Below are 24120 nucleotides of genomic sequence, written 5' to 3' on the forward strand. Positions count from 1 at the left end.
TTATGATACCTCTTTCTCCCCCCGCTTTTTTCGCTACAACACATTTATGCCTAAAATCACTTTCTTATAACAGCCTCAAACTTTCACAATAAATTTATCCAAATTTTATAATATTTATAAATTAAATTTGGTATACTTATCAAGAAAGTTATCATTTTAAGGAGGCAATATTTTGAAAAACAAACACATCGTCACAACGCTACTTTTAGGTTTACTCACATCAACAGTCACCCTCAGCAGTCACACGAACGCCTATGCCCAGCAATCATCACACACACCACTTCAAATTCATGATATTCAAGGTGCAGGACACGATTCTCCTTTTAAAGATCAACATGTCGATAAGGTAGGAGGCATTGTCACATATATTTACAAAGTGAACAATAACTATTACTTCCATTTTCAAACGCCCGATCAATTGAAAGATCATAATCCTACAACTTCAGAAGCATTGATTGTCTACGCGGGTAAACAAAAACCTGACGTACGTGTCGGTGACCTTGCACAAGTGACAGGTACTGTACGTGAATATGCCATTGAAGGTTATGCAGAAAAACAAACGACCGATTTACCTGTGACAGAAATTGATGCACGTGAAGATCACAAAGGGCACATCACTGTCATCAAAGGAAACCAACCCCTTCCTCAACCGATAAAGATTAAAAAAGTCCCGCAACAAATCGCTTCAAATCAACCATTTAAATCATTTCAACCTGATACATACGCGATGGATTACTGGGAATCTTTAGAAGGGATGCGTGTACAAGTCGATCAAGTTCGCAGTGTTGGCCCTCAATCACACAGTGAAATTTTCACAGTGACAAACGACACAGCACCAGAAACTAAAAATGGCGGTATCTTGTTGAAAGAGAATCAAGCAAATGGCCAACGGATTGCCTTTAAACTTAATGATGACACACAACGTGCTAAAGACTTCAATGTTGTCACGGGCGATATCTTTAAAGGACCGCTAATCGGCTATGTCAACTACAGTTATCAAAATTATAAAGTCAATATCGATTACAAAGATATGGAAAAGGCATACAAAAAAGGGGGAACTAAACCCGTTGCGACAAAATTAAAGTCTTCAGAAAACAAATTAACTGTTGCTTCATATAATCTAGAGAACTTTTCAAACTCAGTTAAAAGTTCGAGTGATGATAAAGCGCAAAAACTAGCAAATGGTATTGTCAATAGTATGAAACAACCGGATATTGTAGGTGTAACGGAAGTACAGGATAACAACGGACCTGGTAAAGGGGATACAAAAGCCAACCAATCCTATGAACGTCTGATTAAAGCTATTGAAAATGCTGGCGGACCGACTTATCGTTATGTCAATATCGATCCTGATAATAATGTCGATGGCGGACAACCCGATGCCAATATTCGTGTTGGCTTTTTATACAATCCAAAGCGCGTGACTTTCAACGATCGTATCAAACCTGGAGATGCCCATACAGCAGTCGGTTATCAAGGCCAACAATTAACGCTTAATCCAGGGCGAATTGCACCTCAAGATCCTGCGTTTAAGGATGTACGTAAATCATTAGCGGCACAATTTGATTTTAAAGGGGAGCAAATCATTGCGATTGCCAATCATTGGAAATCTAAGCGCGGCGATGATGGTTTATTTGGAAGCCAACAACCAGTCGTTTTACATTCTGAACCTCAACGTGTCGAAATTGCAAAACGTATTGGTGAATTCGTCGCTCAAGTGCAGCGCCAAAACCCTAAAGCTCATGTGATTTCTGTAGGTGACTACAACGATTTTCAATGGACAAAATCTCTGACAACATTAGAGTCATTTGGGTTAACCAATATGGTCAATCAAGTTCCTCAAAACCAACGTTACTCATACGTTTATCAAGGGAATACACAAACGCTCGATCATGTGTTAGTCTCAAATCATTTATCTGCTCAGACCCAACTCGACATGATTCATGTGAATAGCGATTTCACTGAAGGGTCTGGACGTGCAAGTGATCATGATCCACTCCTCGCACAAATCGACTTTTCAAAACAGATTAAGAAAGCTAAAAAATAATTGATGCGCACGAGCAAGTGATCATCTGCGCCAACACTTTGCTGACTTCGCATTGTGTGCGTTTCAATTCCGACGTCACAACCGCGTTGTTTTGGTTTTAAAACAAATGAAGTCGTCAACATTCATATCACAAAATGATATGGACGCAATAGAAAATCGGAAAGGTGAAATGACCATATTCATTTCCACTTTCCGATTTTTCCTTTTATTTAATAGGCCTTACCGCACAACTCTGTTCGAGCGTCAATCGATTGTTCACATTATATGCCCACCGTTAATGTCCTTTTATCCTCCGATGTAATTCATATTAATCTTATTTTTACGTCGTTGCATCACACTTTGCTTCGTTCTTTCGTCAGAATAGCGATCATCACGTATTCCCCACAATGCCTTTAGCTGTTGCAGTACCGCTTCATCCGATGCACCACTTCTCAACAATGCACGAATATCAAAGCCATCTCCCGTGCTGAATAAACATCCGTAAAATTTTCCATCCGACGACAATCGTGCACGCGTGCAAGTAGCACAAAACGAATCGGAGACACTCGTGATTAAACCGAATTGAGCTTGTGTGCCTGCATAACGATAGTATTGGGCAACTTCTCCATAGTACGCTGGTGAAACCGGTTCTATATCAAACTCAGTTGATACACGTTCGAGTATTTCTTCCTTTGTCACCACTTTACTAAAATCCCATCCATTGTCATTTCCAACGTCCATAAATTCAATAAAACGAATAATCACAGGTTTATTTTTGAAATAGTGTAACATAGGAAGAATTTGGTCATCATTGACGCCTTTTTGAACGACGACATTTACTTTTACTTTTAATCCGATTCGTAGGGCTTCGTCGATTTGCTCTAGAACCGTCGCTGCTTTAATATCACGATTGTTAATCGCTTGAAATACAGCGTCATCTATCGCATCTAAGCTGACATTGATTCGACGAAGGCCTGCATCGTACAGTTTTTGACCGTGTTTTTTCAATAACAATCCGTTGGTCGTTAAACCGATATCTTCTATGCCTTCAATTTGTGTTAATTTAGCTATAAGCTGGTGTAAATCACGACGTAATAAAGGTTCTCCACCAGTGATGCGCACTTTTTTAACACCTAACTGTGCATATAACCGCGTGACACGAACGATTTCTTCAAATGTTAAAAGCTGATCTTTCGGCAAAAACACATAATCGTCACCAAAGATTTCTTTTGGCATACAGTAGTCACAACGAAAATTACACCGATCTGTTACGGAAATGCGCAAATCACGTATGGGTCTACCCAATTTATCAAGTATTTGGTCTGCCATATTGCGCCCCCCTTTAAATTATTTCGCAATTTCAGCTTCTAATGATGCCAAATCTTGTTGATGATTGATATTTTTTGCCCAATAGCTCGGTGCATCAATGGCTTGCGTCTCTATCCAATCAGTGGACACTTGTTCATAAACATGCTTCATACTTAAATCATCCGATTGCAATGCCTTTTCAATAATCGGTAACACGCTTTTATGATAAAAAGCAATCGTTGGTATGGGTCTACCATTTTCTATAAATCCTGCAATATCCAATTTCTCTTCAATGAGGTTGGCAACCATAAATTGATAAAGATGACTGATGGCTTTCTTCGTCACCATTGGCGTATCTACCGAAATGACAAAATAAAGATCTTCCTCTGTATCGCGTTGCATCACACTATAAATGCCGGCTAGTGGACCTTTATCACGATATTTCGGTACATCCTCCACGACATTCTCAATTTGAAATTGTGGTAAAAGCTGGTGATTCGTGCTCACTATAATTTCATTAAACATATTTGTAGCAGTGAGTGTTTCAATCAGTTTTTCATAAAAAGTCATTCCGTTAATTCGTGCAAATGCTTTCGGTGCGCCAAAACGTTCAGAACGCCCCCCTGCCAATATAATTGCTTTCATATTTTAACTTAACCTCCACTGACTGGTGGGATGAGGGCAATCACATCATCAGGTTGAATGCGATCATCCGCACGTGCAAACTCTTCATTTACTGCAATTTGAAACTTCTTCCCTTGTATGACTGGATACGTTTCGAATAAAAAGGATTTCAATTCCTCTACAGCCACTTCATCCTCAAAATGAAAAACATCCTCCGATCGATTGATCAGCTCTTTTAATTCAGCAAAATACAGTACTTTCACAACGAAAGTCCTCCTTCATTGATTGCATCTTCATGATATCCTCTTTGATGTCCTTGCCATTCTGCCCCATCTTCCCAAATTTCTTTTTTCCAAATAGGGACGATGGCTTTAATTCGCTCAATCGCATACTCATTTGCAGCATATGCGTCTTGTCTATGTGGTGATGAGACACTGATACACACTGCAATATCTGATATTTGTAATGCGCCAATGCGATGTGCAATCGCTGTGATAGTCCCGGGCCATCGTTCAGCAATTTCATCCCCGATTTGTTGAAGCTTTCTTTCTGCCATTGGTACATAGGCTTCATATTCTAAATACGCTGTTCTCACACCTTTTGTCCATTCACGGACATGCCCAGTAAAAACGACAATCGCACCTTGTTTTTCATTCAACGTGAAACGACGGTATTGTTCTGGTTCTATTGGCTGTGTGACGACTTCAAATTGTTTCAATCCCAATCACCCTTCATCATTTAACACCCATGCAGCCAACCACGCTTTAAATGCAGTATCATCTGTGGCGGTTGCACTTCTTTTCAGTGCATATTTGACATTTGACAGTTGTTGTAACTGTTTATATTCTTCATCATTACGATAGAGAATAATTTTATCGTAATGTTCATTTTTATATCCTTCAATTAAAATCACACTTTCGTCAATGGTAACACATTCGTCAATCAAAGTCTGTAAAGGCATTTGGTCATACTTTTGGACGCTTTCAATATATTGATGTCCTTGGACAATACTTTGATCTGCCCCTGCATGAAAATGTCGCATATGATCTAAGTGTGCATCCGGTAATGTAATCTCATCCCCTGCATGACCATGATGTTTAATCGTCACAACCGGATAACCTAAACGTTTAAAATACGTCACTAAATCTTGCATTACAGTCGTCTTACCCACGTCTTTAAAACCTACAACTTGCAAAATCATAAGTGTAGCTCCCGTTGATAAAGTTCCGATGATGTGAGCATGACATCCACTTGATAGCCCTTTTTAAATCCTCGGGTCCCGCTCGGCAAGACCATGATTGCATTACTATGTGCAATGGATACAACGGCACCAGACTTGTTGAATCCAGAAGGTTTCACGGTCGCTTCAGAACCAGTGAGTACAACCTCTGCACGAATAAAGCGTGTAAACGGATTTGCCTTTTTAAAATCTTCCATTAGTGTCGCACGAATCATCACAGGATAACATTTTTCTGCATACATCATGTGATAAAGTGCGGGTTTAACAAATAATTCAAAACCAGAATAACACGCAGAGGGGTTTCCAGAGAGGCCAAAGAGGTACTTTCCATCCGCTACTGCAACAGTTGTTACACTTCCCGGTCTCATTGCAACTTTATTAAAAAGGACATCGGCATTGAGCGCTTTGTAAATATCAGGTAAATAATCAAAATCCCCGACGGAGACACCTCCCGTCGTAATCACCATGTCATGTTTAAGAAACGCTTCTTTTATTGCGGCTAAACTGCTTTCAAAATCATCTGTTTGAATTTGATATTTGATGGCGTCGATACCTTCTTTACGTAACAATGCATGAATCATCGGACCATTTGAATTGCGAATCTTGCCCGGTTCGAGTGGCGCATCAATATCTACTAACTCACTCCCCGTTGCAATAACAGCGACAGTCGGTTTACGATAAACTGGGATATCTACATAGCCAAATGTCGCTAATACAGCAACAGCACCCGCATTAATCCGCTGACCCGCAGTTAATACGATCTCCCCGGCTTTCGTCTCTTCCCCTTTTAATGACACATTTTCAAACGCTTCAAATGGCTTACGCAAAGTGAATCCTTTTTCCGTTTCAACCGTTTGCTCAAGCATGACGACGGCATCCGCACCTTTTGGCATTTCCGCCCCAGTCATAATCCGTATCGCTTGTCCCGCTTCAAGCACTTTATCCGATACCTTCCCGGCACCGATATGATCAATGACTTGGAATGCAATACGATGGTCATGTGAAGCACCGTGAGTATCCTCACTCCTTACCGCAAAACCATCATAGGGTGATTTATCAAAACGTGGAATGTCAAATATCGCTTCAATATCTTCTGCTAGAATATAACCTTCACTCTCGTATATATTAACCATCGTTTTATCTGTCACGATGTTTTGTGAAAGGACTCTATGAATTGCTTCAGTAACCGGTATGGGATGTCTTTTTTCTACTGACATAATGATGCACTCCTAACAAATTATATATTTCATGCTATACTTAACCTTGCATTATAGAAGGAGGGATAGCATGTCTGAATTCACACATCTCAATGCACAAGGTCATGCCAAAATGGTGGACGTCTCTGATAAAAACATAACAAAACGTACTGCTATTGCGCATTCAAGCATTGAAGTTAATGAAACCATTTATAATCAAATTACCCATAACACAAACAAAAAAGGAAATGTTTTAAACACCGCACAAATCGCAGGAATTATGGCGGCTAAAAACACAGCGTCCGTCATTCCAATGTGCCATCCTTTACCGCTGACTGGTGTCGACGTCACATTCGATTGGGAGATATCGAATAACCAATACCTTTTACACATCACTACAACGGTCTCTACCACTGGCAAAACAGGTGTAGAAATGGAAGCCTTAACAGCCGCTTCAATCACTGCACTGACGATATATGACATGTGTAAAGCAGTGGATAAAGGAATGATCATTGGTGCGACGTATCTCATTAAAAAAACGGGCGGCAAGTCTGATTTTGATCGTCAATCTTAACAGACATTATGATCTATTCTGAAACTGTGTTAAAGACAAGGACCACTCATCTGCACTACATGAGCCGAGAGACTTCTCGGCTTTTTCAGTTCCATACCGTATCATGGCGTTCTGTCTCTATCCACTGCAATGTGCATTTCCGCTCCCAGATTTGTTCATTTCGTAAACTAAATGCGTCAATTCAGGTAAGATCAACCGATTTAACGCTAATTTAACTGCACCTGTAGACCCAGGTAAGCAAAATATTAATTTTTTGTTTGACGTTCCTGCCACAGCTCGCGATAATAATGCACGTGTCCCCACATCTTCGGTAAAACTTAAATAACGAAACAACTCGCCGAATCCTTCTATTTCTTTATCCAAGAGGGGTACAACCGCTTCAATCGTCACATCTCTCGGCGCAATCCCCGTTCCGCCTGTCGTCACAATCACATCGATTTCTTCTGTTAACCATTTTTCCAATTGCTGGGTTATCGCCTTTTGTTCATCTTTCACAATCGTGTAATGCTCAGGCTGAATTTCACAATCAATTGTTTTTAGTAGATCTTGAACACATTGTCCTCCCTTATCTGTTTCAACCGTTCGCGTGTCAGAAATCGTTAATACTGCACAGCGAATTGCGCGATCTAATCTGACATTCGTATGCATAACTTCACTCCTTCATCTAACCAAATAGTTTTCGTATCAGCACTTGGGCTTGCGCAGCATCTTTTAACCCATGTATCAACAAACGCCCTTCTTGAAATGCCACAATGCGATACTTTTCGAACTTGAATTGTAATAAATAGTCATTCATATGATAACGTATGCCTCGTGAGTCTAAAAAACTTTTCAATTCAGTATAGCTTAAATCAGGGTGCTGATATTGAACGGTATCTCTCCCGCACAATACTGCAAAGCCTGATGTTCGTTCATTCAAGTAAGGGTAGTACGGTTGTGTTCCACATGTTGCGCAATCTTCACGTTGTAACCGCCCCATCCCAAATGTGAAATGGGTCCCTTCCCATATGTCACCATATGTTAACTTTGCATCTATGGTGGTATCTGTCAATATTTTCAATCCATCTCGCAGTTGAAAGCTCGTCGTCATTGTGACAGCGGGTTGAATAACGCCGACTGTGTCACAAGTTAAATTTAATGCTGGAATTTGAGGGACTAAACACTGAAAACAAGGTGTCTTTCCAGGTATAAATGGCGCTGAGACATAAGTGCTTTGTACGACACCCCCATAAATCCATGGAACACGATAGCGATATGCCGCATCATTTAATCGCATTCGTGTCTCAAAATTATCCGTCGCATCCATAATTAAATCGACGTATGGCACATGTTGCTCTAAAAAAGCGGCATCTACATGCTCAATATAAATCTCAATCACAGCGTCTCGACGTATCGCTTGCAACATCTGTCTGGCAGCCACAACTTTCGGTATACGCTGGTCTGCATCATGTTCTGTAAACAAAGTTTGACGTTGTAAATTGGAATGTTCAATATAATCACGATCAACGAGAATCAATTTACCAATTCCTGCACGGATTAGGCCTTCAGCAAGGTGTGTGCCTAGTGCACCCATTCCAACTATTAAAACGGTTTTTTGGTTGATTTTTTGTTGACCGCTTTGACCGATTCCTTTATATAAAATTTGTCGAGAATATCGCTCTTGCTTCATGTCATCCCTCCCTTTTCTTCAATACTATTGTTTATTATAAGACTTTGTTAAGTCGCACTCAATTCATTAAACCGAATTGTGACGTGATTCACAATAAGGAAAAACGCCATTTTTCATCCGTAGTTTCCCTATATTCTTTTGTTTCGCTTTAAAAACAAAAATGCACCGCCTCATGAAAAAGATGAGACATGTGCATATCTGCTAAACTTCATCGTATCAGCTGTTGTCCTTATGTCATGATTCCACATCTGAATCGTTTTACCTTCGCCCTACATCAATGCGATGAATATGAGAACAGCTCATCTTCATTCTTTTGAACTATTTCAACGCCAAAAATGCTTTTATCGTAAGACAATCACTTCATCGGCTAACATCTCCGCTTCCCATTTTGAATGCGTCACAAAGATGACAGGAATTTTCCACTCTTCAAATATCCCTTTAACGAGATGCATACTTTCACGTCGCGTCTCTTCATCTAAACTGGAGAAAGGTTCATCTAACAACAATAAATCAGGTTTCGTACTGAGTGCACGGACTAAGGCAACCCGTTGCTTCTCGCCTCCCGAACATTGTTCAGGAAACGTATCTCGTAAATCATCAATATTGAGACGTGTCATTAAATAAGCGATATGCGCATTATAGGGTGTCATAAAAGTAATATTTTGCAATACTGTCATGTGTGGGAAAAGTTGATAGTCTTGAAATAAATAGCCGATACGTCGTTCACGTATTGGGACATGAATGGATTGAGATTGATCGGTCAATACTCGACCGTTGATTTGGATATAACCTTTGTCTGGTTTGCGTATCCCTGCAATTATATTCAACAAAGTCGTCTTCCCTATACCTGAAGCCCCTTGAATCGCAAAAATGCGAGGCGCTACACTTTGTATTTGAACTTCAATCACACGCTGCCGAATGCTTTTTTGGATATCGAGTTTAATCAATTAATCCACCTCACGATAACGGTCTTTATTCAATATATTCATTATGCCAATGACACTAATCGCAAATGCTACAAGCACAAGCACCCACAGCCACGCTTGATTTTCTCGCCCTTGTTGGACAAGAAAATAAATCTCCAAGGGAAGCGTATTCGTTTTTCCAGGAATATAGCCTGCAATCATTAACGTTGCACCAAACTCGCCAATCGCTCTTGCAAACGTGAGCATCATTCCAGAAATTATCGCACGCCGAGAGAGCGGTAAAATGATTTTGAAAAAAATTTTTAATTCCGTCGCCCCCATCGTTCTCGCCGTATTTAACATACGTGGATTAATCTGACGAAAACCATGAACGGTATGTTGATACATTAGTGGAAAACTAACGATGACTGAAGCGATCACTGCTCCCGTCCATGTAAAGACAATTTTAATTCCCAATATATCCGTTAAAAAATGTCCTATCGGGTGATTGACTGAAAAAAACATCAGCAATAAAAACCCTAAGACCGTTGGTGGCAACACAATGGGTAACAATAGTACACTTTCAACGAACTGTGTCCATTTATTTTCTCGATGGTAGAGGATACGTGCGAGTAAGATGCCGCACATACTCACAATAATCGTACTGACGATTGCAACTCGTATGGAAATCCATAATGGCATCAGTTCAGCCATCATCATCACCTAATTTTCAAAATGGTATGCTTTTAAAATTTGTTGTGCCGTTTTACTTTTCATAAAATCGAACCAAGCTTTTGATTCCGGCTTATCTGTGACTGTCCCCATGCGATAAACGATAGGTGATTTCAGTGGGGCATCTGCCACTTTTTCAACACCTTCATGTGGTTTTTGACCTACATATAAATCTGTTTGGTAGACAAATCCTAACTGGGCATTCCCCTTATCTACATAGTTCAACACTTCACGCACATCTTTAGCGTAAACAATTTGATTTTCAACTTTTGTCCAAAGCTGTTGATCTTCTAAGTACGTTTTTGCATATTTTCCAGCAGGTACAGATTTAACTTCTCCAAGCGCCAATTGCCCTTTTTCCCCGAGTTGTTGAAGACTGCGAATATCGCTACCTTTCTGATGAATCAGTACGAGCTGATTTCGTGTATAGTCATAAGTTTGATGCAATTTCCCTTTGTCCTTCAACATATTCACATCTTTCGTATTCGCTGACATAAAGACATCGACAGGGGCCCCTTTATCGATTTGTTCACGCAATGCACCGGAGCCTCCATAATTAAAAGAAATATCGATATCTGGATGTTCTTTTTTAAAAGCTTTTTCTAATGCTTTCGTCACGTCAGTCAAACTGGCTGCTGCAGAAATGGTTAATTCTTTTTGAGTATGCGCTTCCTTAGAACTTTGAGATGTAGACGATTGACCGCATGCTGTTAAAATCACGACAAGTACACTACTCAATACAATCCAACTGATTAACTTTTTCATCGTTCTATACTCCTCCTTAAACCAACTTCGAATAAAAAAATACGTTCGAAACAAGTATAGCAAATATCGAACGTATTTTTATATGATTATTCGTTTAATGTCGTGATAAATCGTTGAAAAGCCTGTTGTCCTGCTTCATTACGTTTAAACACACCCGCATCTTCAAGAACCCGTTCAAATTTATAACCGACTTCTTTTCGGACAATTTTTTCAGCATCTTCACGGGTAAAGTCATATCTCACTTTCATGTCATGGGCCCAAGCGCGGTGTACACCGAGTTCAATTGCTTCGTCACCATTTAAATAGGCTGTGACAGCTTGCAATTCCTTTTTCAAACGCCCTGGTAATATCGCTGTTCCCATGACTTCAATTAAACCGATGTTTTCTTTTTTAATGTGTTGCACGTCTTGATGCGGATGAAATAATCCATCTGGATGTGCTGCTGTGCGATGATTATCACGTAAAACGACATCCATTTCATAGCGTCCATCTCGATATCTTGCAATGGGTGTCACAGTATGATGCCGTTCCCCGCTCTCACTAAAAGCTTTAATGTCCACACTTGCATCGCTGTGCGCTTCCCATTTTTGACGGATCCATTCACTTGCAGCAATCAATGCCGTTGTATCTTCTGATATTAATCGAATCACACTCATCGGCCACTTCACAATCCCTGCCTGTACTGCCGGAAAACCTTCTAGACTAAAAGACTGTTCAATTGGGGCAAGCGCCATCGGAAAGTCGTGCCGTCCTGCTTGATAATGATTATGCGATAAAATCGATCCTCCCACTATTGGAATATCCGCGTTTGAACCTATCGTATAATGAGGAAATTGCTTCACAAAATCAATCAGATTTTCAAATGTTGTCTGATTAATCAACATAGGCGTATGTTCTTTAGATAACAAAATACTATGTTCATTAAAATAAAGATACGGTGAATACTGGAACCCCCATGCTTCTCCATTAATGGACATCTGAATAATTCTATGATTTGAACGTGCAGCTGATGTCGTCGTCCCGTAATACCCTTCATTTTCCATACAAATTGCACATTTAGGATACGTTGAAGCCGGTGTATGCTTTTCTCTTTCTATTTGTTTCGCATCTTTTTCAGGTTTTGATAAATTAATTGTAATTTCGAAGTTTCCATACGTTGTCGGAACGGTATAAACAATATTTTTAGCGATAGCTTCCTCTTTAATATAATGATTGAGGTGACTCAGTTTATAAAAATAGTTCGTCGCTCGCTCTGGTGATTGTTGATAACGTTGATAAAATTCACGGTTCACCACAGACGGCTTAGGTGTGATTAAATCTAACAAGCTTGCTTCTAGTTGCTCGCGCTCTGATAGAATATTTTCAATTGCCCCTCTTTCAATCGCATCGTCAATTAAAACGTTAACGATTTCAATAGGCGTTTGCGGCACTCTCCCTTGTTGTGTATCTAAAAGTTTAATGTCATCCGCTTTGAGTCGCGCTAATATTTGATTCACAACATATTGTCGATCTCCTAGTTCAAAATCGCCGTACGCGATGCTAGCATCTGCCAATTGATACACGTGTGTTGCATTTGCCATACTGTACCTCCTCTAGACGTTTTCATAACCATTCGGGTGTTGTTGATGCCATTTCCAAGCACTGCCGATAATGTCGTGAATATCATCATGTTGTGGTCGCCATTTCAAAACGGTTTGTGCTTTATCACTAGAAGCAACCAATTTACTCGGGTCACCTGCACGTCTAGGCGCAACAACTGCTGGAATATCACGCCCAGTGACTTCACGAGCCGCATTCAAGATTTCTTTTACGGAATAACCATGATTCGTTCCTAAGTTGAACGCACCACTTTCTCCGCCTGCTTTTAAGTATTCATATGCTAAAATGTGTGCATCAATTAAATCAGTCACGTGTAAATAATCTCTTATTGGCGTACCATCCGGCGTATCATAGTCATCGCCAAACATTTTTAATTCATCACGTTGACCTAATGCGACTTGAAGTACCACTGGAATCAGATGTGTTTCAGGGTGATGATCCTCACCAATGATGCCATCTGCTTTTGCACCGGCTACATTAAAATAACGTAACGCAGCATAATGGACACCGTACGCTTCATGACACCAATGCATCATCTTTTCCATTATGAGTTTACTTTCACCGTACGGACTTGTCGGTGACTTCGAAGCTGTTTCCACAATTGGAACTTCTTCTGGTTCACCATATACCGCCGCTGTTGAACTGAATATAATGTGTTCGACTTGATGTTTGCGCATGACTTCTAAGAGCACTTGCAACCCGTAAACATTGTTATTGAAATATTCTAATGGATACGACACAGATTCTCCGACTAATGAATAAGCGCAAAAATGAAAAACCCCATCAATCGATTCTTGTTGAAATACACGATCTAAAAATTCACGATCCCGAACGTCCCCTTCGTAAAAACGGGCAGCTGTATGCACCGCTTGACGATGCCCTTTAACTAAATTATCTACAACCGCAACATCATATCCCGCTTCAACCAATTGATCTACACAGTGACTCCCGATATAACCTGCGCCACCTAAAACAAGCATAGTCATTCTTCATACACTCCTTTTTTATTGCTCTAAAGTACGTACCCCATTCGCGATATCAACATGATAAAAAGACGGCGCGTAGCCCACCGTTTTTGTATACTCCTCAGTCACTTTTTCCTCAAGTTCAGCAATTTTATCTCGATGAACCAGCGCTATGGCACAACCCGCAAACCCTGCCCCTGTCATCCTTGCGCCTAAGACACCATCAACCTGTTGTGCAACTTCAGCTAACGTATCCAACTCTAGTCCAGTGACTTCATAGTCGTTTTTCAAAGAAGCATGAGACGCATTTAATAGCGCACCAAATTTTTCAAAGTCATGCGCTTGTAAGGCTTCATAAGCTTGTTTTGTGCGCTCATTTTCAGAAATGGCATGTTTCGCACGTCGTCTTAATACGTCATCCTTAATTTGATCTGCATATTGTTCAAATTGTGCCATCGTCATCTCACCTAGCGTAGCCACATCTAAATGTTGTTGTAGAACAGCTAAAGCCTGTTCACACTCATGACGTCGTTCGTTATATTTCGATTCTGCAAGTTCTCGTCGCTTATTCGTATTCATTATCGAAATTTTATATTCTCCAAACTCTGTCGGCACGTAATGATATTCTAATGTGTTTGTATCGAGTAAAATCGCATGGTTTTCCTTACCGAATCCAATGATAAATTGATCCATAATTCCTGAATTGACACCGATAAACTCATTTTCAACACGTTGCCCCATTTTCACAAGTGCCAGTCGATCCATCTCGATATTGAATAGTGAAGTGACGATATGACCTGTTAATAATTCAATCGACGCAGAGGACGATAAACTCGCGCCATTTGGAATATTACCTTCCACTAAAATATCGAAACCCCGATTAATTTGTGAAAATTGTTCGACTAAAAAGCGCACCATCCCCTTTGGATAATTCGCCCAATGGTGTTGACTGTCGTAATCTAAATGGTCTAGATCAAACGACATCACACCGAGTGCTTTGAAGTTGACGGAATACAGCCGAATTTGCCGATCGTCACGCAAACGTGCAGCCCCATATGTCCCTAATTCAATGGCAGCTGGAAATACAAAACCCCCATTATAATCTGTATGCTCACCAATCAAATTAATTCGTCCTGGTGCAAAAGCTTTCAATGTGGGTTCAGCATTAAAAATGTCTTTAAATGTTTGTGTTAGGTTTTGCATATCTCACACCCCGATTTTAATAGTAAACAGCAATTATAGTTTACTGTTTATCTATCACGCTGTCAACTGATACCGCTTTCAAAAAGCTCTCTCGGTACTTTATGGAAGTATCCAATTGCATATGAATGGCCACTTGTCGCTGCCCTTTCATTCGATCTTGAGCCAATCGAACAGCTTGGCGGCCAAACTCTTCAATTGGAATGCGCACACTTGAAATCATTGGCGCCGTATACTGCGTAATCTCTGAATCGTTGAAACTCACAATTTGCACAGCTTCTGGAACCCGCACATCGGCTTGTTGTAACCCTTGTAAAACCCCTACACCCAATACGTCATTCCCTGTAATGACGACATCAGGTAAAGGCTGCGTTTGCGCAAGTTGTTGACCAAGTTGAAATCCACTTTGACGTTCCCAGTTTGTAGAGAAATATAAAGCCGTTTTATTCGTTTCTCGACTCCAATCAGCATAAGCCAGCTGTCTCGCATCTGGAACGCGATCATGCGCTTGATGAATATCTCGTACTTTCGTTTCACCACCAACATACGCCACCACAGACACATCACGTTGCTCAATTTCTTCAAGCACCATTTTCATGCTTTGGTATAAGTCTGCTGAGATCGCGTCTATGTAAGATGGTGCTTCAAGTTGATTAATTAAAATCAAATGAGGATTGTATGCATAAAGTTGTGCAATGACACTTTGTTTAAAAGGACCAATCACGATGACAGATCCCGCTTTTTCAACCTGTTTCAAGCCTTCTACTGCATTTAACTCGTGCGTCCGAATTGTTTTTTTAAGCGTTAAATTCAGATGTTTTACTTCTTTTTCAATCGCAAGTCTCAACTCTCGATAGTACGGGTCAATCATTTCTTTTTCTTTAGAAGCATGCGTCACGATTTGAATTTGGCGCGACAATCGTTTTTGTTTCGTGTATTGACGGTCATGTGCAATTTTTATAATTCTCTCCCTTGTCTCCGTCGCAACAGATAACGATGGATCTTCATTTAATACACGTGAGACCGTCCCAGGACTCACACCTGCTTCTTTTGCGATGTCTCTAATACTCACCATAACTATGCCCACTTTCTTTTTGTTTGTTTACTATAGTTTACTTCTTTTATCCTCACTTTTCAACAATCCATAAACCTTAATTCCTTTTAAAATGTTTTGATAAGCTTTAAAATTGATGTGATCGCACTATGATTGAAATCACGCGAATCGAAAGGGAGGTGGCCTCATTGAACGATGATATTCAAACGAATCAACCAATCGTTCGTTACGAAAACGGAACCCTCTTTAACACAACAGATGATTTTGTTATTGAAACACCACTCACGATTATGGTAAATCGTGAAGAATTTGCAACAGTGATTTGCAGTCCGAATCAACTTGAAGAACTTGTCCTAGGTTTTCTCGCTTCTGAAGGTGTGATTCTAAAACGAGACGAACTTCAATCCATTGAAATCGACACATATCGTGGTTTTGCACATGTAGAAACGACTGCACCGTTACACGACCGTATACAATTGTCAACAAAACGCTTAGTGGCATCTTGCTGTGGTAAAAGTCGGGCATTTTATTTTCAAAATGATGTGACAATTGCTAAGACGTCAATGTCCCATCTCCAACTCTCACCCCCACAGATCTTGCGTATGATGTCGCGCCTCCAAGCGCAAAGTCATACTTTCCAAGCAACGGGTGGGCTTCATAATGCGGCCATTAGTGACGGTCATGATTTTTATATTCACCGTCAAGATATAGGTCGACATAATGCTTTGGATAAACTTTTTGGTTACTGTATTCAACATCGTATTGGTGTACGAGATAAAGCACTTATTTTTAGTGGCCGAATCTCATCTGAAATATTAATTAAAGCAGCTAAAATTGGTGTCGGTATCATCATTTCAAAATCTGCACCTACCACTTTAGCTGTACAACTGGCAAATGATCTCAACATCACTGCCATCGGGTTCGTGCGTAACGATTATTTTAATATATACAGTCACGCACATCGCGTAAAGACGACATCTGCATAATCTGCCCCACAAAATAAAAACAGACGCAATTGAACTTTACATTCAAAATTGCGTCTGTTTTTATTTTTTTATTCTTGATCAGCGTTGTGAGTCGCAAATCGTTCATTCCCGACTGAAAACGCCTTTCCTTTTTCTTCGTCCTCAATCCCTCACATTGAATAAAGCACGAAGACAATCGGATACCGCTTAAGTCAATACGCTACTTTTTTCTTTTAATACACTATATTGAAAGCTCATAAAAGTATACCCTTGTTTCATATACATGTCTCTTGCCGTATCTTCAGCATCAGCCAATAATATGACCGGCCGGGTATCCGCCACTTCCCCAGTAAAAACTTGCATACTCGAACCGATGCCTCGTCCGCGCGCGTGCTCGGCGACAGCAAAGCCATCCAACTCGACTGTGCGATCCGTCTCTATTAAGTTCATAATACCGACTGGGGTAGCGTGTTCATAAGCGACGTAAGACTGTAATGGATACGTCGGCTTTTGACAACGTTCATGGAGTAGACGATGACTCTCTTTCAAATAATCTTCACCGTATTGAAGGCTGAGTGGTGTATTCACGGCCATATAATCCGCTATATTCTCTAAAGTGACTCGTTTTATCTGCACACGAGGCCCCTTTAATTTGCGCAAGTCGGCCGCTTCAATCGCATACAGCTCTACACTACCAATTTGAAACCCTTGCGAACGCAAAAATTGTAACATCGTTGCATCCGGTTTAATGTTTTCGGGAAATTCAAATTTCAAATGATACATCCTGTGTGAACGGTGGATGGATTGTTGACGCAACATATCTGCTTTAAATGTAAGACGGTCGGGCATCTGATGATATATCCATTTGTTACTATCATAGGTGAGCGGTGCATTCGGGGTCAGATATATCGTCACCCGTTCATCCCTTGACTCTAATTTGCCCTCTACATAAATGTCGCTCATTTGAAATTTCATCGAATCCCCTCCGTTCTTAGAGATTACTGTGACAGTTGACGCATGACTCTTGAAATAATAGGATTTCTAAACAACGCCATAGCAATCAATGAAGCCAGTACTGCTTTTATGATATCACCTGGTAAAAAAGTAAGCGAAAAATATAACGCTTTTGACACAGGTATATGCGTCACAAAGCCCATCACAATTGCACCTACGAGATCTAATAGCACAACTCCAAAAACAAGAAGAATGGCAAATGTTCGTTTAAAATCTAACGTCTCAAAATATTTATCTCTCATCCAACCAATTAAAAATGCTACAATAGGATACATTAATAAAAAGCCTGCACTCGGACCAACAAAGACCGCGTAGCCACCGCGTCCGCCTGATAATAAAGGTGCCCCAACAAGTACAACTAATAAAAATACAATAACGCTTAACGTACCATAACGTCGTCCTAATAAAAGACCCGCTAAAAAAATACCCGCATTTTGGATAACGATAGGGACAGGCATAAAAGGAAGCGGAATTGCCGGTATAAAGCCCATTATAGCAATCACTGCTGACATTAATGCTGTATAAACTAAAAACTTAGTGTTCAAAATCTTTTTCCTCCTTCTTCCTAAACACTTCTTTTCAGATTATACATCATTGTAAATGTATTTTCTATATGAGTTTACAATTCAGCAACGGCTCCTACTAACGCTGCATGGTTTTGTAACTGTGCGACTTCGATTTTTGCATATCCATAGTCATCAGGTAAATAGTTTTGTAACGCCGGTACAATGTATTGTAACAAACGTGGACCTTGTGCAGAAACACCCCCACCAATAATGATGATTTCAGGATCATAAATAATTTGAATTTCTGCAATCCCCCGTGCCACCTCACGTGCCCATTGTTGAATATACTGACGTGCAATGACATTGTCCGCTTCCGCTTCCTCAAATAAATCCTTTATATGTTGATGTGGGTATGCTTTACTTAATAACAATTGTTTTAACGCACCCGTTGATGCCCGTTGCTCGTATTGCGTCCCTGTTTCAGGATCATAAAGGAGATAACCAATTTGATTCGGACGATGACGCACGCCTCGTAATAATCCGACATCACGATGGTAAAAACTGCCCCCAATGCCTGTACCTAACGTTAAACAAAAAGCACTTTCATAATGTTCATTGCGTTGATTTAATTCACCTAATAACGCCGCGTCCACATCATTATATACAGCTAGTCGATCGACAAGTGTGCCGAGTGCCGATTCAAAATTTGTCCCAGTATAATGAAGAATGTTTGGGTTTGCATAGGAGATCGTACATGTGTCACGATTCACCGCTCCCGCTGTCGAGATGCCCACAACGACTTCTTTCAACTGATGTTCCTCAATATATGTTTCCAATCGTTTTTTAATATACTTTACAATTGCCTGATCTTCGTTGACGGGTGTTGGTACTTTATCATAATCATGCAATTGTAGTTGGTGATCGATAATGGCGGACTTAATGTATGTTCCACCAATATCAAAAGCCACTTTTTTCATAACATTCCTACCCCTCTCTCCAAAAATGACGTTAACCTTGTTCAACTGCAACAGTCGCACGCATTCGTTGATGCAATAGCTATCCCTCAATTTTGTATACTCTCGCATGCGCTCTAATCCAAACGTTTCAATGACATACACAACAATTAATGGATGTCCGCTCATATTGTTAACGCTTACAATTGAATTATAAATGCCGTTGTGGCATCTGACAATGGGATAATCCTATCACTAGAACAAACCGGATTAAACTCATTCAAACAGAACCTTGTGTGTCAATGGTGTGATTTAATATCGTTCATTCGAATGAATCAAAAAATTAAGCTACAAAACTCATTTCAAAACGAGCTTTGTAGCTTCTACTGTCAATATAATGATCGCGACTGAACAAGACGCGTCATCTTTATTTCGTATTATGACTTGCTGGTAATGTCTTAACCCAGGTGAATAAGACAATCGTTTGTAACATCACCATTATCATCAGGCCGATCCGAATCAAAGTGATATCGACCATCCAAATCGAAAACCCCACTACAATATATAGACTAATGAGTAACTGTATCTTCTTTTTCATTGTGTAGCCACGATATTTACGAAAATCCTCAACATAAGCTTGATACACCTTTGTTCGAATGAGCCAATCATGAAAGCGATCCGAACTTTTCGCAAAACAGAGTACCGCAACAAGCAAGAAAGGTGTCGTTGGCAATAAAGGTAACACTGCCCCCGCAAAACCTAGTAATGTAAAGATACCCCCGATGCCCACCAACAGATATCGCTTCATCACATACGCCTCTATTCTTTTTATTCATCACGCATACACGTGCTTTCATCTTACCACAGTGTTTCAAGTACGAAAATATAATCTTGTATTTTTATTCTGCGTCTCCCGACTGACGTTCAGCTAAAGCTTGTTTTGCAATTTGCGTATACGCCATGTCCTGCATCGGCGGGTTATGAAGACCCGCTCGCATATCTCGAAAGTAACGTTGTAATGGACGCGTCATTTCCAAACTTTTTGCACCTACTACACGCATGGCTAAGTCAATAACATCTAATCCTTCATTCATCACTACAATTTTGCTTGCCGCAGTTTCAGCACCTATGTGAGGTCGTAGCGTTGCTTCTTGATATGCGTGTGCCGTGCTCCAAAGGATATGCCTTGCCGTCATCAATTTAGTTTCCATTTGTCCCAAATTTTGTTGTACCAATGGTAACGTGGCAATCGTACCTTCAATACTATTCGGGCTATGAACTAATGCGAAGTCCAGCGCATAGTCGCGCGCGGCTTGAGCAATGCCCAAATATGTTGCTGGAATGTGCAACAACCAGCCATTTTGGTAAGCTGGGCCTTCTCCTTTCATTTCAACTAAATATTGTGCCCCTACTCGAACTTCATTTAATACGATATCGTGGCTCTCCGTCGCACGCATCCCCACCATATTCCAATTATCAGCAATTTCCAGGCCAGGCGTCTCTCTATGAACCAAAAAGAAACCGACTTGATTTTTTTCAACAATATAGGCCGCGACAATGATATGTGTAAGTACACGACTCATAGAAGTAAAGGTCTTGACACCATTTAAAATATACATCCCATCTTCAAATCGCGCATTTGTTGCCGGTCTTCCACCTCGAGTTGGACTCCCTGTTTCCGCTTCACTCACTGCTCTATTGGCAAGCGCACCTTTTTTCACAGCTTCTGCAAAATCATCTAAACGCACTTGAGTCCAAGTTTGTTTGTCGAAAACCTCTCCAACCAATGCCACATGCCATCCGACAGATAAAGCGGTTGCCCCATCAATCGATCCAAGTACGGACTGCAAAACGACCATGTCTTCAATCGTTGCACCCCGCCCGTCATAAGATTTAGGCAACGTCAACTGCGTATAGCCCTCATCGACGAGCCATTGCAAATTTTCATAAGGAAAGCGATGTTTCTCGTCATTACTTTGCGCATATAGTGCAAGCTGCTCACGATGGGCTTCAAGTTTTGCAATCCATTCTTTTTGTATCGGAGACTGAGTGAATACCGATCTCATTTCTATAACCTTCTTCCGTTTCATTTCTTATCTATCCACTCAACATTATAGTACAAATATGTGCTTATGCCTAATCCGATTACATTCATCACATTTCGAACTCGATTCGTTTCGGACAGCAGCCAGTTCTATTCAATCGTTAAAAAAACGACAAAAAGCAAATTCATTTTGCTATTTGTCGTTTCTCACCCATCTCATAAAGAGCCATCATGATAGGAAGCCGATACATCTCCGGTAACCCTTCCCGCATCATTTGCCCAGCGATAGATTCAATACTTCTCTTTACAATATGTTTTAAATGCTATATTTGATTATCTCAACGATACACTTTCATTTTGCTCATCAATTCTCAAACCCCGTGAATCCACACGACGGCGGATTAAAGTAATACTTCAATCTCACTAAAAAGCTGCTCAATTTTTTCATATTGTGCTTTGGAAACTTCAATGATAACAGTACGTTCGTCTTGTTCATTACGCTTTTTAGTAAGGAAGCCGTAATCTTTTAGTTTTTGCATTGCTTTCGTAATGTAGTACGGCTTAAACTTCGACGCTTTAATAATATCTTTCACATTGTATGTTGCTGACTTATGCTCCAAAATAAAAGTTAAAATAAAAAGTTCTTCATAAGTTAAACCGTATTTTTTCTTAATTTCTGCATAAATACATTTTGTTGTACAGCTGATTTTCATGAGCTCTTTCATATTTTTAATTTGAAACTTTTCCATATACTTACCCCCTAGGTGCATCCAAGCTTGATAGAAACAGTCTATTTTACTCACAACTATATTAACTTGGAAATTTAATATTTTAACATTTATATTTTAAACCGAATCTGTCTTTTTTTCAATTACTTTCTGAGTGCTGATTCAGAAAAAAATTTTGTTATTTTTTCTTTAGTAAAATAACAAAACTACTCAATTTCCTCATATGACTGAAATATAGATTAGAAATAAATTAATTTAGAGCTTAATTATTAAATAAACAATAATTAAGTTTTGTGCAAATGTCTTATCAACAATCAATCATGACGATTTGAAAAAACAAAAAAATAATAACCTACAAATCTAAATATTATGTAGGTTAAATTATTATAGAATTAACTTTATTTTATTGTTACCAATAAGACTTTGCGCTTAACATGCGTAGCCACTGAATACAGTCCAGATCGATTTTACTTTCCCGCGATGTCAAATGTTTCCCTATATACATATAGGCACCAGCCGAGCTCTCGACTGATGCCTATATGGAGAAACGCTAATGCATCCCTATTCACCTATCGAAAGGGAGACTCATCTTTAATACAAAAGCGTGTATTATTTTTTATCTACGAGCACATCAACTAAGCTTAACGCTGCTAATGAAGCAACATCAATCGCATGCTGTGCCCCTTCCTTGCCTTGTCCAGCTTCTAAATGTTTATAAATCGCGCCTGTTAATACGCCTAACGTTAACACAGAAGCCATTTTTGAAAAACGTTTATCAATAATACTTAATGCAAAAAGGCCTGCCGCTAACGTTTCTGTCACGCCAATAATTTTAACCATGCCTTCTGGTAATTTAAAGGATTTAAATGTCTCAACCATCCCCGGTTCACCTTTAAGTTTTGGTTGTGCTGCTTTAAATAATGACTTCGCAATTTTTAAGTTTGTAGCATATCTAACAATCATCCTATATTCCTCCTATTTATTCTCAAAATATGAATCAACAATCGGTTTTACATTTCGACCAAAAAGTTGAATCGCATGCATTACTTTTTCATGAGGCATAGAACCTACTGGTAAGTGTAGCATAAATCTTGTAAGTTCCAATGTTTCTACAGTATCAATAATCTTTTCCGCAACCGTTTCCGGACTTCCGACATACATGGCGCCATTCGGTCCAATCTCACGTTGGAAATGCGCATTATCAAACGGAGGCCAACCTCTCTCTTTTGCGATAATCTGATGATGCGCTTCTACGGCTGGATAAAATTCACGTATGGCTTGTTCATCCGTGTCTGCAACATATCCCCAAGAATGCGTTGCAACTTGCAGAGATGTCGCTTCAAAACCGTTGGATTCAGCAATCGCTTTGTACATTGCAATATTACGTCTGAATCGTTTTGGGTCTCCGCCAATGATTGCATAGGCGATGGGTAATCCGAGTGCACCCGCTTTCAAAGAAGATTCTGGTGTCCCACCTGTCGCTAACCAAATCGGCAATTCTTTCTGAACAGCACGTGGATAAACCCCTATTCCGTCAATAGATGGGCGCACCGTCCCTTCCCAATGAACAATTTCATTTTGATTAATGTTCATCAGTAAATCTAATTTTTCATCGTAAAGGGCCTCATAATTGTTCAAATCATAACCAAACAATGGAAAGGATTCAATAAATGACCCACGCCCCGCCATAATTTCAGCACGTCCATTTGATAATGCATCAAGCGTTGCAAATTCTTGATAAACCCGTACCGGATCATCAGAAGAAAGGACTGTCACTGCAGAAGCCAATTTTATATTTTTCGTTTGTGTTGCAGCAGCAGCCAGTACAGTGGCAGGGCTTGATACCGCATAATCAGGGCGATGATGTTCTCCAAGTCCGTACACATCCAATCCGACTTCATCAGCTAATTGAATTTCTTCAACAATATTTCGGATACGTTCAGCGCTCGAGATCGCGGGCAAATCCCCTTCTTCAGTGTGGATGGTGTGATTTTCTGCAAATGACGTCAAACCTAATTCAATTTTCAATGCGGTACCCTCTTTTCTAGTATAT

At 40.0% G+C, this 24120-nt stretch carries 26 protein-coding genes; 3 read left to right on the forward strand and 23 right to left on the reverse strand.

Annotation, left to right across the window (positions count from 1 at the left end):
- Positions 1 to 172 precede the first annotated feature (172 nt).
- Positions 173 to 2047: an endonuclease/exonuclease/phosphatase family protein gene (locus B5P37_RS03395; RefSeq protein WP_085236898.1), complete on the forward strand. Its 1875-nt coding sequence runs from the start codon at positions 173 to 175 to the stop codon at positions 2045 to 2047.
- 285 nt (positions 2048 to 2332) lie between these two features.
- Here the strand turns inward: B5P37_RS03395 and moaA are convergent, their stop codons facing one another.
- The 6 genes from moaA to B5P37_RS03425 are packed head-to-tail and all read right to left on the reverse strand — an operon-like array spanning position 2333 to position 6415.
- The gene (gene moaA / locus B5P37_RS03400) at positions 2333 to 3355 is read right to left on the reverse strand and encodes a GTP 3',8-cyclase MoaA (RefSeq protein WP_085236899.1); all 1023 of its coding nucleotides are present in this window, start codon (positions 3353 to 3355) and stop codon (positions 2333 to 2335) included.
- Between the two features lie 18 nt (positions 3356 to 3373).
- Positions 3374 to 3979 carry a molybdenum cofactor guanylyltransferase MobA gene (mobA, locus tag B5P37_RS03405; RefSeq protein WP_085236900.1) on the reverse strand — a complete coding sequence of 202 codons (606 nt, stop codon included), beginning with the start codon at positions 3977 to 3979 and terminating at the stop codon, positions 3374 to 3376.
- An 8-nt stretch (positions 3980 to 3987) separates the two neighbouring features.
- The gene (gene moaD, locus B5P37_RS03410) at positions 3988 to 4221 is read right to left on the reverse strand and encodes a molybdopterin converting factor subunit 1 (protein WP_085236901.1); all 234 of its coding nucleotides are present in this window, start codon (positions 4219 to 4221) and stop codon (positions 3988 to 3990) included.
- A complete protein-coding gene (locus B5P37_RS03415) occupies positions 4218 to 4676 on the reverse strand; it encodes a molybdenum cofactor biosynthesis protein MoaE (protein ID WP_085238407.1) in 459 nt (152 codons plus the stop codon). Before B5P37_RS03415 ends, moaD begins: the two co-directional genes overlap by 4 nt.
- A gap of 6 nt (positions 4677 to 4682) precedes the next feature.
- Positions 4683 to 5159 carry a molybdopterin-guanine dinucleotide biosynthesis protein B gene (mobB, locus tag B5P37_RS03420; protein WP_085236902.1) on the reverse strand — a complete coding sequence of 159 codons (477 nt, stop codon included), beginning with the start codon at positions 5157 to 5159 and terminating at the stop codon, positions 4683 to 4685.
- The gene (locus B5P37_RS03425; RefSeq protein ID WP_085236903.1) at positions 5156 to 6415 is read right to left on the reverse strand and encodes a molybdopterin molybdotransferase MoeA; all 1260 of its coding nucleotides are present in this window, start codon (positions 6413 to 6415) and stop codon (positions 5156 to 5158) included. Before B5P37_RS03425 ends, mobB begins: the two co-directional genes overlap by 4 nt.
- Before the next feature lie 70 nt (positions 6416 to 6485).
- Between B5P37_RS03425 and moaC the strand changes: the two genes are divergently transcribed.
- Positions 6486 to 6968: a cyclic pyranopterin monophosphate synthase MoaC gene (gene moaC / locus B5P37_RS03430; protein ID WP_085236904.1), complete on the forward strand. Its 483-nt coding sequence runs from the start codon at positions 6486 to 6488 to the stop codon at positions 6966 to 6968.
- 117 nt (positions 6969 to 7085) lie between these two features.
- Here moaC and B5P37_RS03435 read toward each other — a convergent pair whose 3' ends face one another.
- From B5P37_RS03435 to B5P37_RS03475, 9 genes are all read right to left on the reverse strand, one after another.
- Positions 7086 to 7616 carry a MogA/MoaB family molybdenum cofactor biosynthesis protein gene (locus tag B5P37_RS03435; RefSeq protein ID WP_085236905.1) on the reverse strand — a complete coding sequence of 177 codons (531 nt, stop codon included), beginning with the start codon at positions 7614 to 7616 and terminating at the stop codon, positions 7086 to 7088.
- A gap of 16 nt (positions 7617 to 7632) precedes the next feature.
- Positions 7633 to 8637: a ThiF family adenylyltransferase gene (locus tag B5P37_RS03440; protein ID WP_085236906.1), complete on the reverse strand. Its 1005-nt coding sequence runs from the start codon at positions 8635 to 8637 to the stop codon at positions 7633 to 7635.
- Positions 8638 to 8978: 341 nt separating this feature from the next.
- Positions 8979 to 9584 (reverse strand): ATP-binding cassette domain-containing protein, encoded by a 606-nt coding sequence (locus B5P37_RS03445; protein ID WP_085236907.1) that lies wholly within the window; start codon positions 9582 to 9584, stop codon positions 8979 to 8981.
- Positions 9585 to 10256 carry a molybdate ABC transporter permease subunit gene (gene modB, locus B5P37_RS03450; protein ID WP_085236908.1) on the reverse strand — a complete coding sequence of 224 codons (672 nt, stop codon included), beginning with the start codon at positions 10254 to 10256 and terminating at the stop codon, positions 9585 to 9587.
- Positions 10257 to 10265: 9 nt separating this feature from the next.
- Positions 10266 to 11039, reverse strand: coding sequence for a molybdate ABC transporter substrate-binding protein (gene modA / locus B5P37_RS03455; protein WP_085236909.1), 774 nt, complete (start codon positions 11037 to 11039; stop codon positions 10266 to 10268).
- A gap of 86 nt (positions 11040 to 11125) precedes the next feature.
- A complete protein-coding gene (gene galT / locus B5P37_RS03460) occupies positions 11126 to 12619 on the reverse strand; it encodes a UDP-glucose--hexose-1-phosphate uridylyltransferase (protein WP_085236910.1) in 1494 nt (497 codons plus the stop codon).
- Positions 12620 to 12631: 12 nt separating this feature from the next.
- Entirely contained in the window at positions 12632 to 13624 is a 993-nt protein-coding gene (gene galE, locus B5P37_RS03465; RefSeq protein ID WP_085236911.1) for a UDP-glucose 4-epimerase GalE, read from the reverse strand.
- 18 nt (positions 13625 to 13642) lie between these two features.
- Complete coding sequence (locus B5P37_RS03470; protein ID WP_085236912.1) at positions 13643 to 14806, reverse strand: galactokinase; 1164 nt, start codon at positions 14804 to 14806, stop codon at positions 13643 to 13645.
- Between the two features lie 40 nt (positions 14807 to 14846).
- Positions 14847 to 15878 carry a LacI family DNA-binding transcriptional regulator gene (locus B5P37_RS03475; RefSeq protein WP_085236913.1) on the reverse strand — a complete coding sequence of 344 codons (1032 nt, stop codon included), beginning with the start codon at positions 15876 to 15878 and terminating at the stop codon, positions 14847 to 14849.
- A 167-nt stretch (positions 15879 to 16045) separates the two neighbouring features.
- Between B5P37_RS03475 and fdhD the strand changes: the two genes are divergently transcribed.
- Positions 16046 to 16843, forward strand: a complete 798-nt coding sequence (gene fdhD, locus B5P37_RS03480; RefSeq protein ID WP_085236914.1) for a formate dehydrogenase accessory sulfurtransferase FdhD — start codon at positions 16046 to 16048, stop codon at positions 16841 to 16843.
- A gap of 186 nt (positions 16844 to 17029) precedes the next feature.
- On the opposite strand, the gene B5P37_RS03485 is transcribed toward fdhD, so the two are convergent.
- The 8 genes from B5P37_RS03485 to B5P37_RS03520 form a co-directional block, all read right to left on the reverse strand.
- The gene (locus tag B5P37_RS03485; RefSeq protein WP_085236915.1) at positions 17030 to 17797 is read right to left on the reverse strand and encodes a GNAT family N-acetyltransferase; all 768 of its coding nucleotides are present in this window, start codon (positions 17795 to 17797) and stop codon (positions 17030 to 17032) included.
- 23 nt (positions 17798 to 17820) lie between these two features.
- Complete coding sequence (locus tag B5P37_RS03490; RefSeq protein ID WP_085236916.1) at positions 17821 to 18381, reverse strand: biotin transporter BioY; 561 nt, start codon at positions 18379 to 18381, stop codon at positions 17821 to 17823.
- A gap of 74 nt (positions 18382 to 18455) precedes the next feature.
- Positions 18456 to 19319, reverse strand: coding sequence for an ROK family protein (locus tag B5P37_RS03495; protein WP_085236917.1), 864 nt, complete (start codon positions 19317 to 19319; stop codon positions 18456 to 18458).
- 403 nt (positions 19320 to 19722) lie between these two features.
- Positions 19723 to 20103: a YbaN family protein gene (locus B5P37_RS03500; protein ID WP_085236918.1), complete on the reverse strand. Its 381-nt coding sequence runs from the start codon at positions 20101 to 20103 to the stop codon at positions 19723 to 19725.
- Between the two features lie 91 nt (positions 20104 to 20194).
- On the reverse strand, positions 20195 to 21361 hold the full coding sequence (locus B5P37_RS03505) for an acyl-CoA dehydrogenase family protein (RefSeq protein WP_085236919.1): 1167 nt from the start codon (positions 21359 to 21361) through the stop codon (positions 20195 to 20197).
- Positions 21362 to 21740: 379 nt separating this feature from the next.
- Positions 21741 to 22088: a transcriptional regulator, SarA/Rot family gene (locus tag B5P37_RS03510; protein ID WP_085236920.1), complete on the reverse strand. Its 348-nt coding sequence runs from the start codon at positions 22086 to 22088 to the stop codon at positions 21741 to 21743.
- 588 nt (positions 22089 to 22676) lie between these two features.
- The gene (locus tag B5P37_RS03515) at positions 22677 to 23030 is read right to left on the reverse strand and encodes a DoxX family protein (RefSeq protein ID WP_085236921.1); all 354 of its coding nucleotides are present in this window, start codon (positions 23028 to 23030) and stop codon (positions 22677 to 22679) included.
- 12 nt (positions 23031 to 23042) lie between these two features.
- Complete coding sequence (locus tag B5P37_RS03520; protein WP_085236922.1) at positions 23043 to 24095, reverse strand: LLM class flavin-dependent oxidoreductase; 1053 nt, start codon at positions 24093 to 24095, stop codon at positions 23043 to 23045.
- Between the last annotated feature and the right edge of the window lie 25 nt (positions 24096 to 24120).

Origin of the sequence: Staphylococcus lutrae (genome assembly GCF_002101335.1) — a bacterium.
GTDB lineage: Bacteria > Bacillota > Bacilli > Staphylococcales > Staphylococcaceae > Staphylococcus > Staphylococcus lutrae.

Coding starts and splice junctions, on each gene's coding strand:
- B5P37_RS03435 (WP_085236905.1), bottom strand. CDS start 7,616: ATGCATACGAATGTCAGATTAGATCGCGCAATTCGCTGTGCAGTATTA.
- B5P37_RS03425 (WP_085236903.1), bottom strand. CDS start 6,415: ATGTCAGTAGAAAAAAGACATCCCATACCGGTTACTGAAGCAATTCAT.
- moaC (WP_085236904.1), top strand. CDS start 6,486: ATGTCTGAATTCACACATCTCAATGCACAAGGTCATGCCAAAATGGTG.
- mobB (WP_085236902.1), bottom strand. CDS start 5,159: ATGATTTTGCAAGTTGTAGGTTTTAAAGACGTGGGTAAGACGACTGTA.
- B5P37_RS03505 (WP_085236919.1), bottom strand. CDS start 21,361: ATGAGATCGGTATTCACTCAGTCTCCGATACAAAAAGAATGGATTGCA.
- galT (WP_085236910.1), bottom strand. CDS start 12,619: ATGGCAAATGCAACACACGTGTATCAATTGGCAGATGCTAGCATCGCG.
- B5P37_RS03495 (WP_085236917.1), bottom strand. CDS start 19,319: ATGAAAAAAGTGGCTTTTGATATTGGTGGAACATACATTAAGTCCGCC.
- B5P37_RS03475 (WP_085236913.1), bottom strand. CDS start 15,878: ATGGTGAGTATTAGAGACATCGCAAAAGAAGCAGGTGTGAGTCCTGGG.
- modB (WP_085236908.1), bottom strand. CDS start 10,256: ATGGCTGAACTGATGCCATTATGGATTTCCATACGAGTTGCAATCGTC.
- B5P37_RS03500 (WP_085236918.1), bottom strand. CDS start 20,103: ATGAAGCGATATCTGTTGGTGGGCATCGGGGGTATCTTTACATTACTA.
- B5P37_RS03510 (WP_085236920.1), bottom strand. CDS start 22,088: ATGGAAAAGTTTCAAATTAAAAATATGAAAGAGCTCATGAAAATCAGC.
- B5P37_RS03440 (WP_085236906.1), bottom strand. CDS start 8,637: ATGAAGCAAGAGCGATATTCTCGACAAATTTTATATAAAGGAATCGGT.
- mobA (WP_085236900.1), bottom strand. CDS start 3,979: ATGAAAGCAATTATATTGGCAGGGGGGCGTTCTGAACGTTTTGGCGCA.
- B5P37_RS03485 (WP_085236915.1), bottom strand. CDS start 17,797: ATGAAATTTCAAATGAGCGACATTTATGTAGAGGGCAAATTAGAGTCA.
- galE (WP_085236911.1), bottom strand. CDS start 13,624: ATGACTATGCTTGTTTTAGGTGGCGCAGGTTATATCGGGAGTCACTGT.
- B5P37_RS03515 (WP_085236921.1), bottom strand. CDS start 23,030: ATGATTGTTAGATATGCTACAAACTTAAAAATTGCGAAGTCATTATTT.
- B5P37_RS03470 (WP_085236912.1), bottom strand. CDS start 14,806: ATGCAAAACCTAACACAAACATTTAAAGACATTTTTAATGCTGAACCC.
- modA (WP_085236909.1), bottom strand. CDS start 11,039: ATGAAAAAGTTAATCAGTTGGATTGTATTGAGTAGTGTACTTGTCGTG.
- moaA (WP_085236899.1), bottom strand. CDS start 3,355: ATGGCAGACCAAATACTTGATAAATTGGGTAGACCCATACGTGATTTG.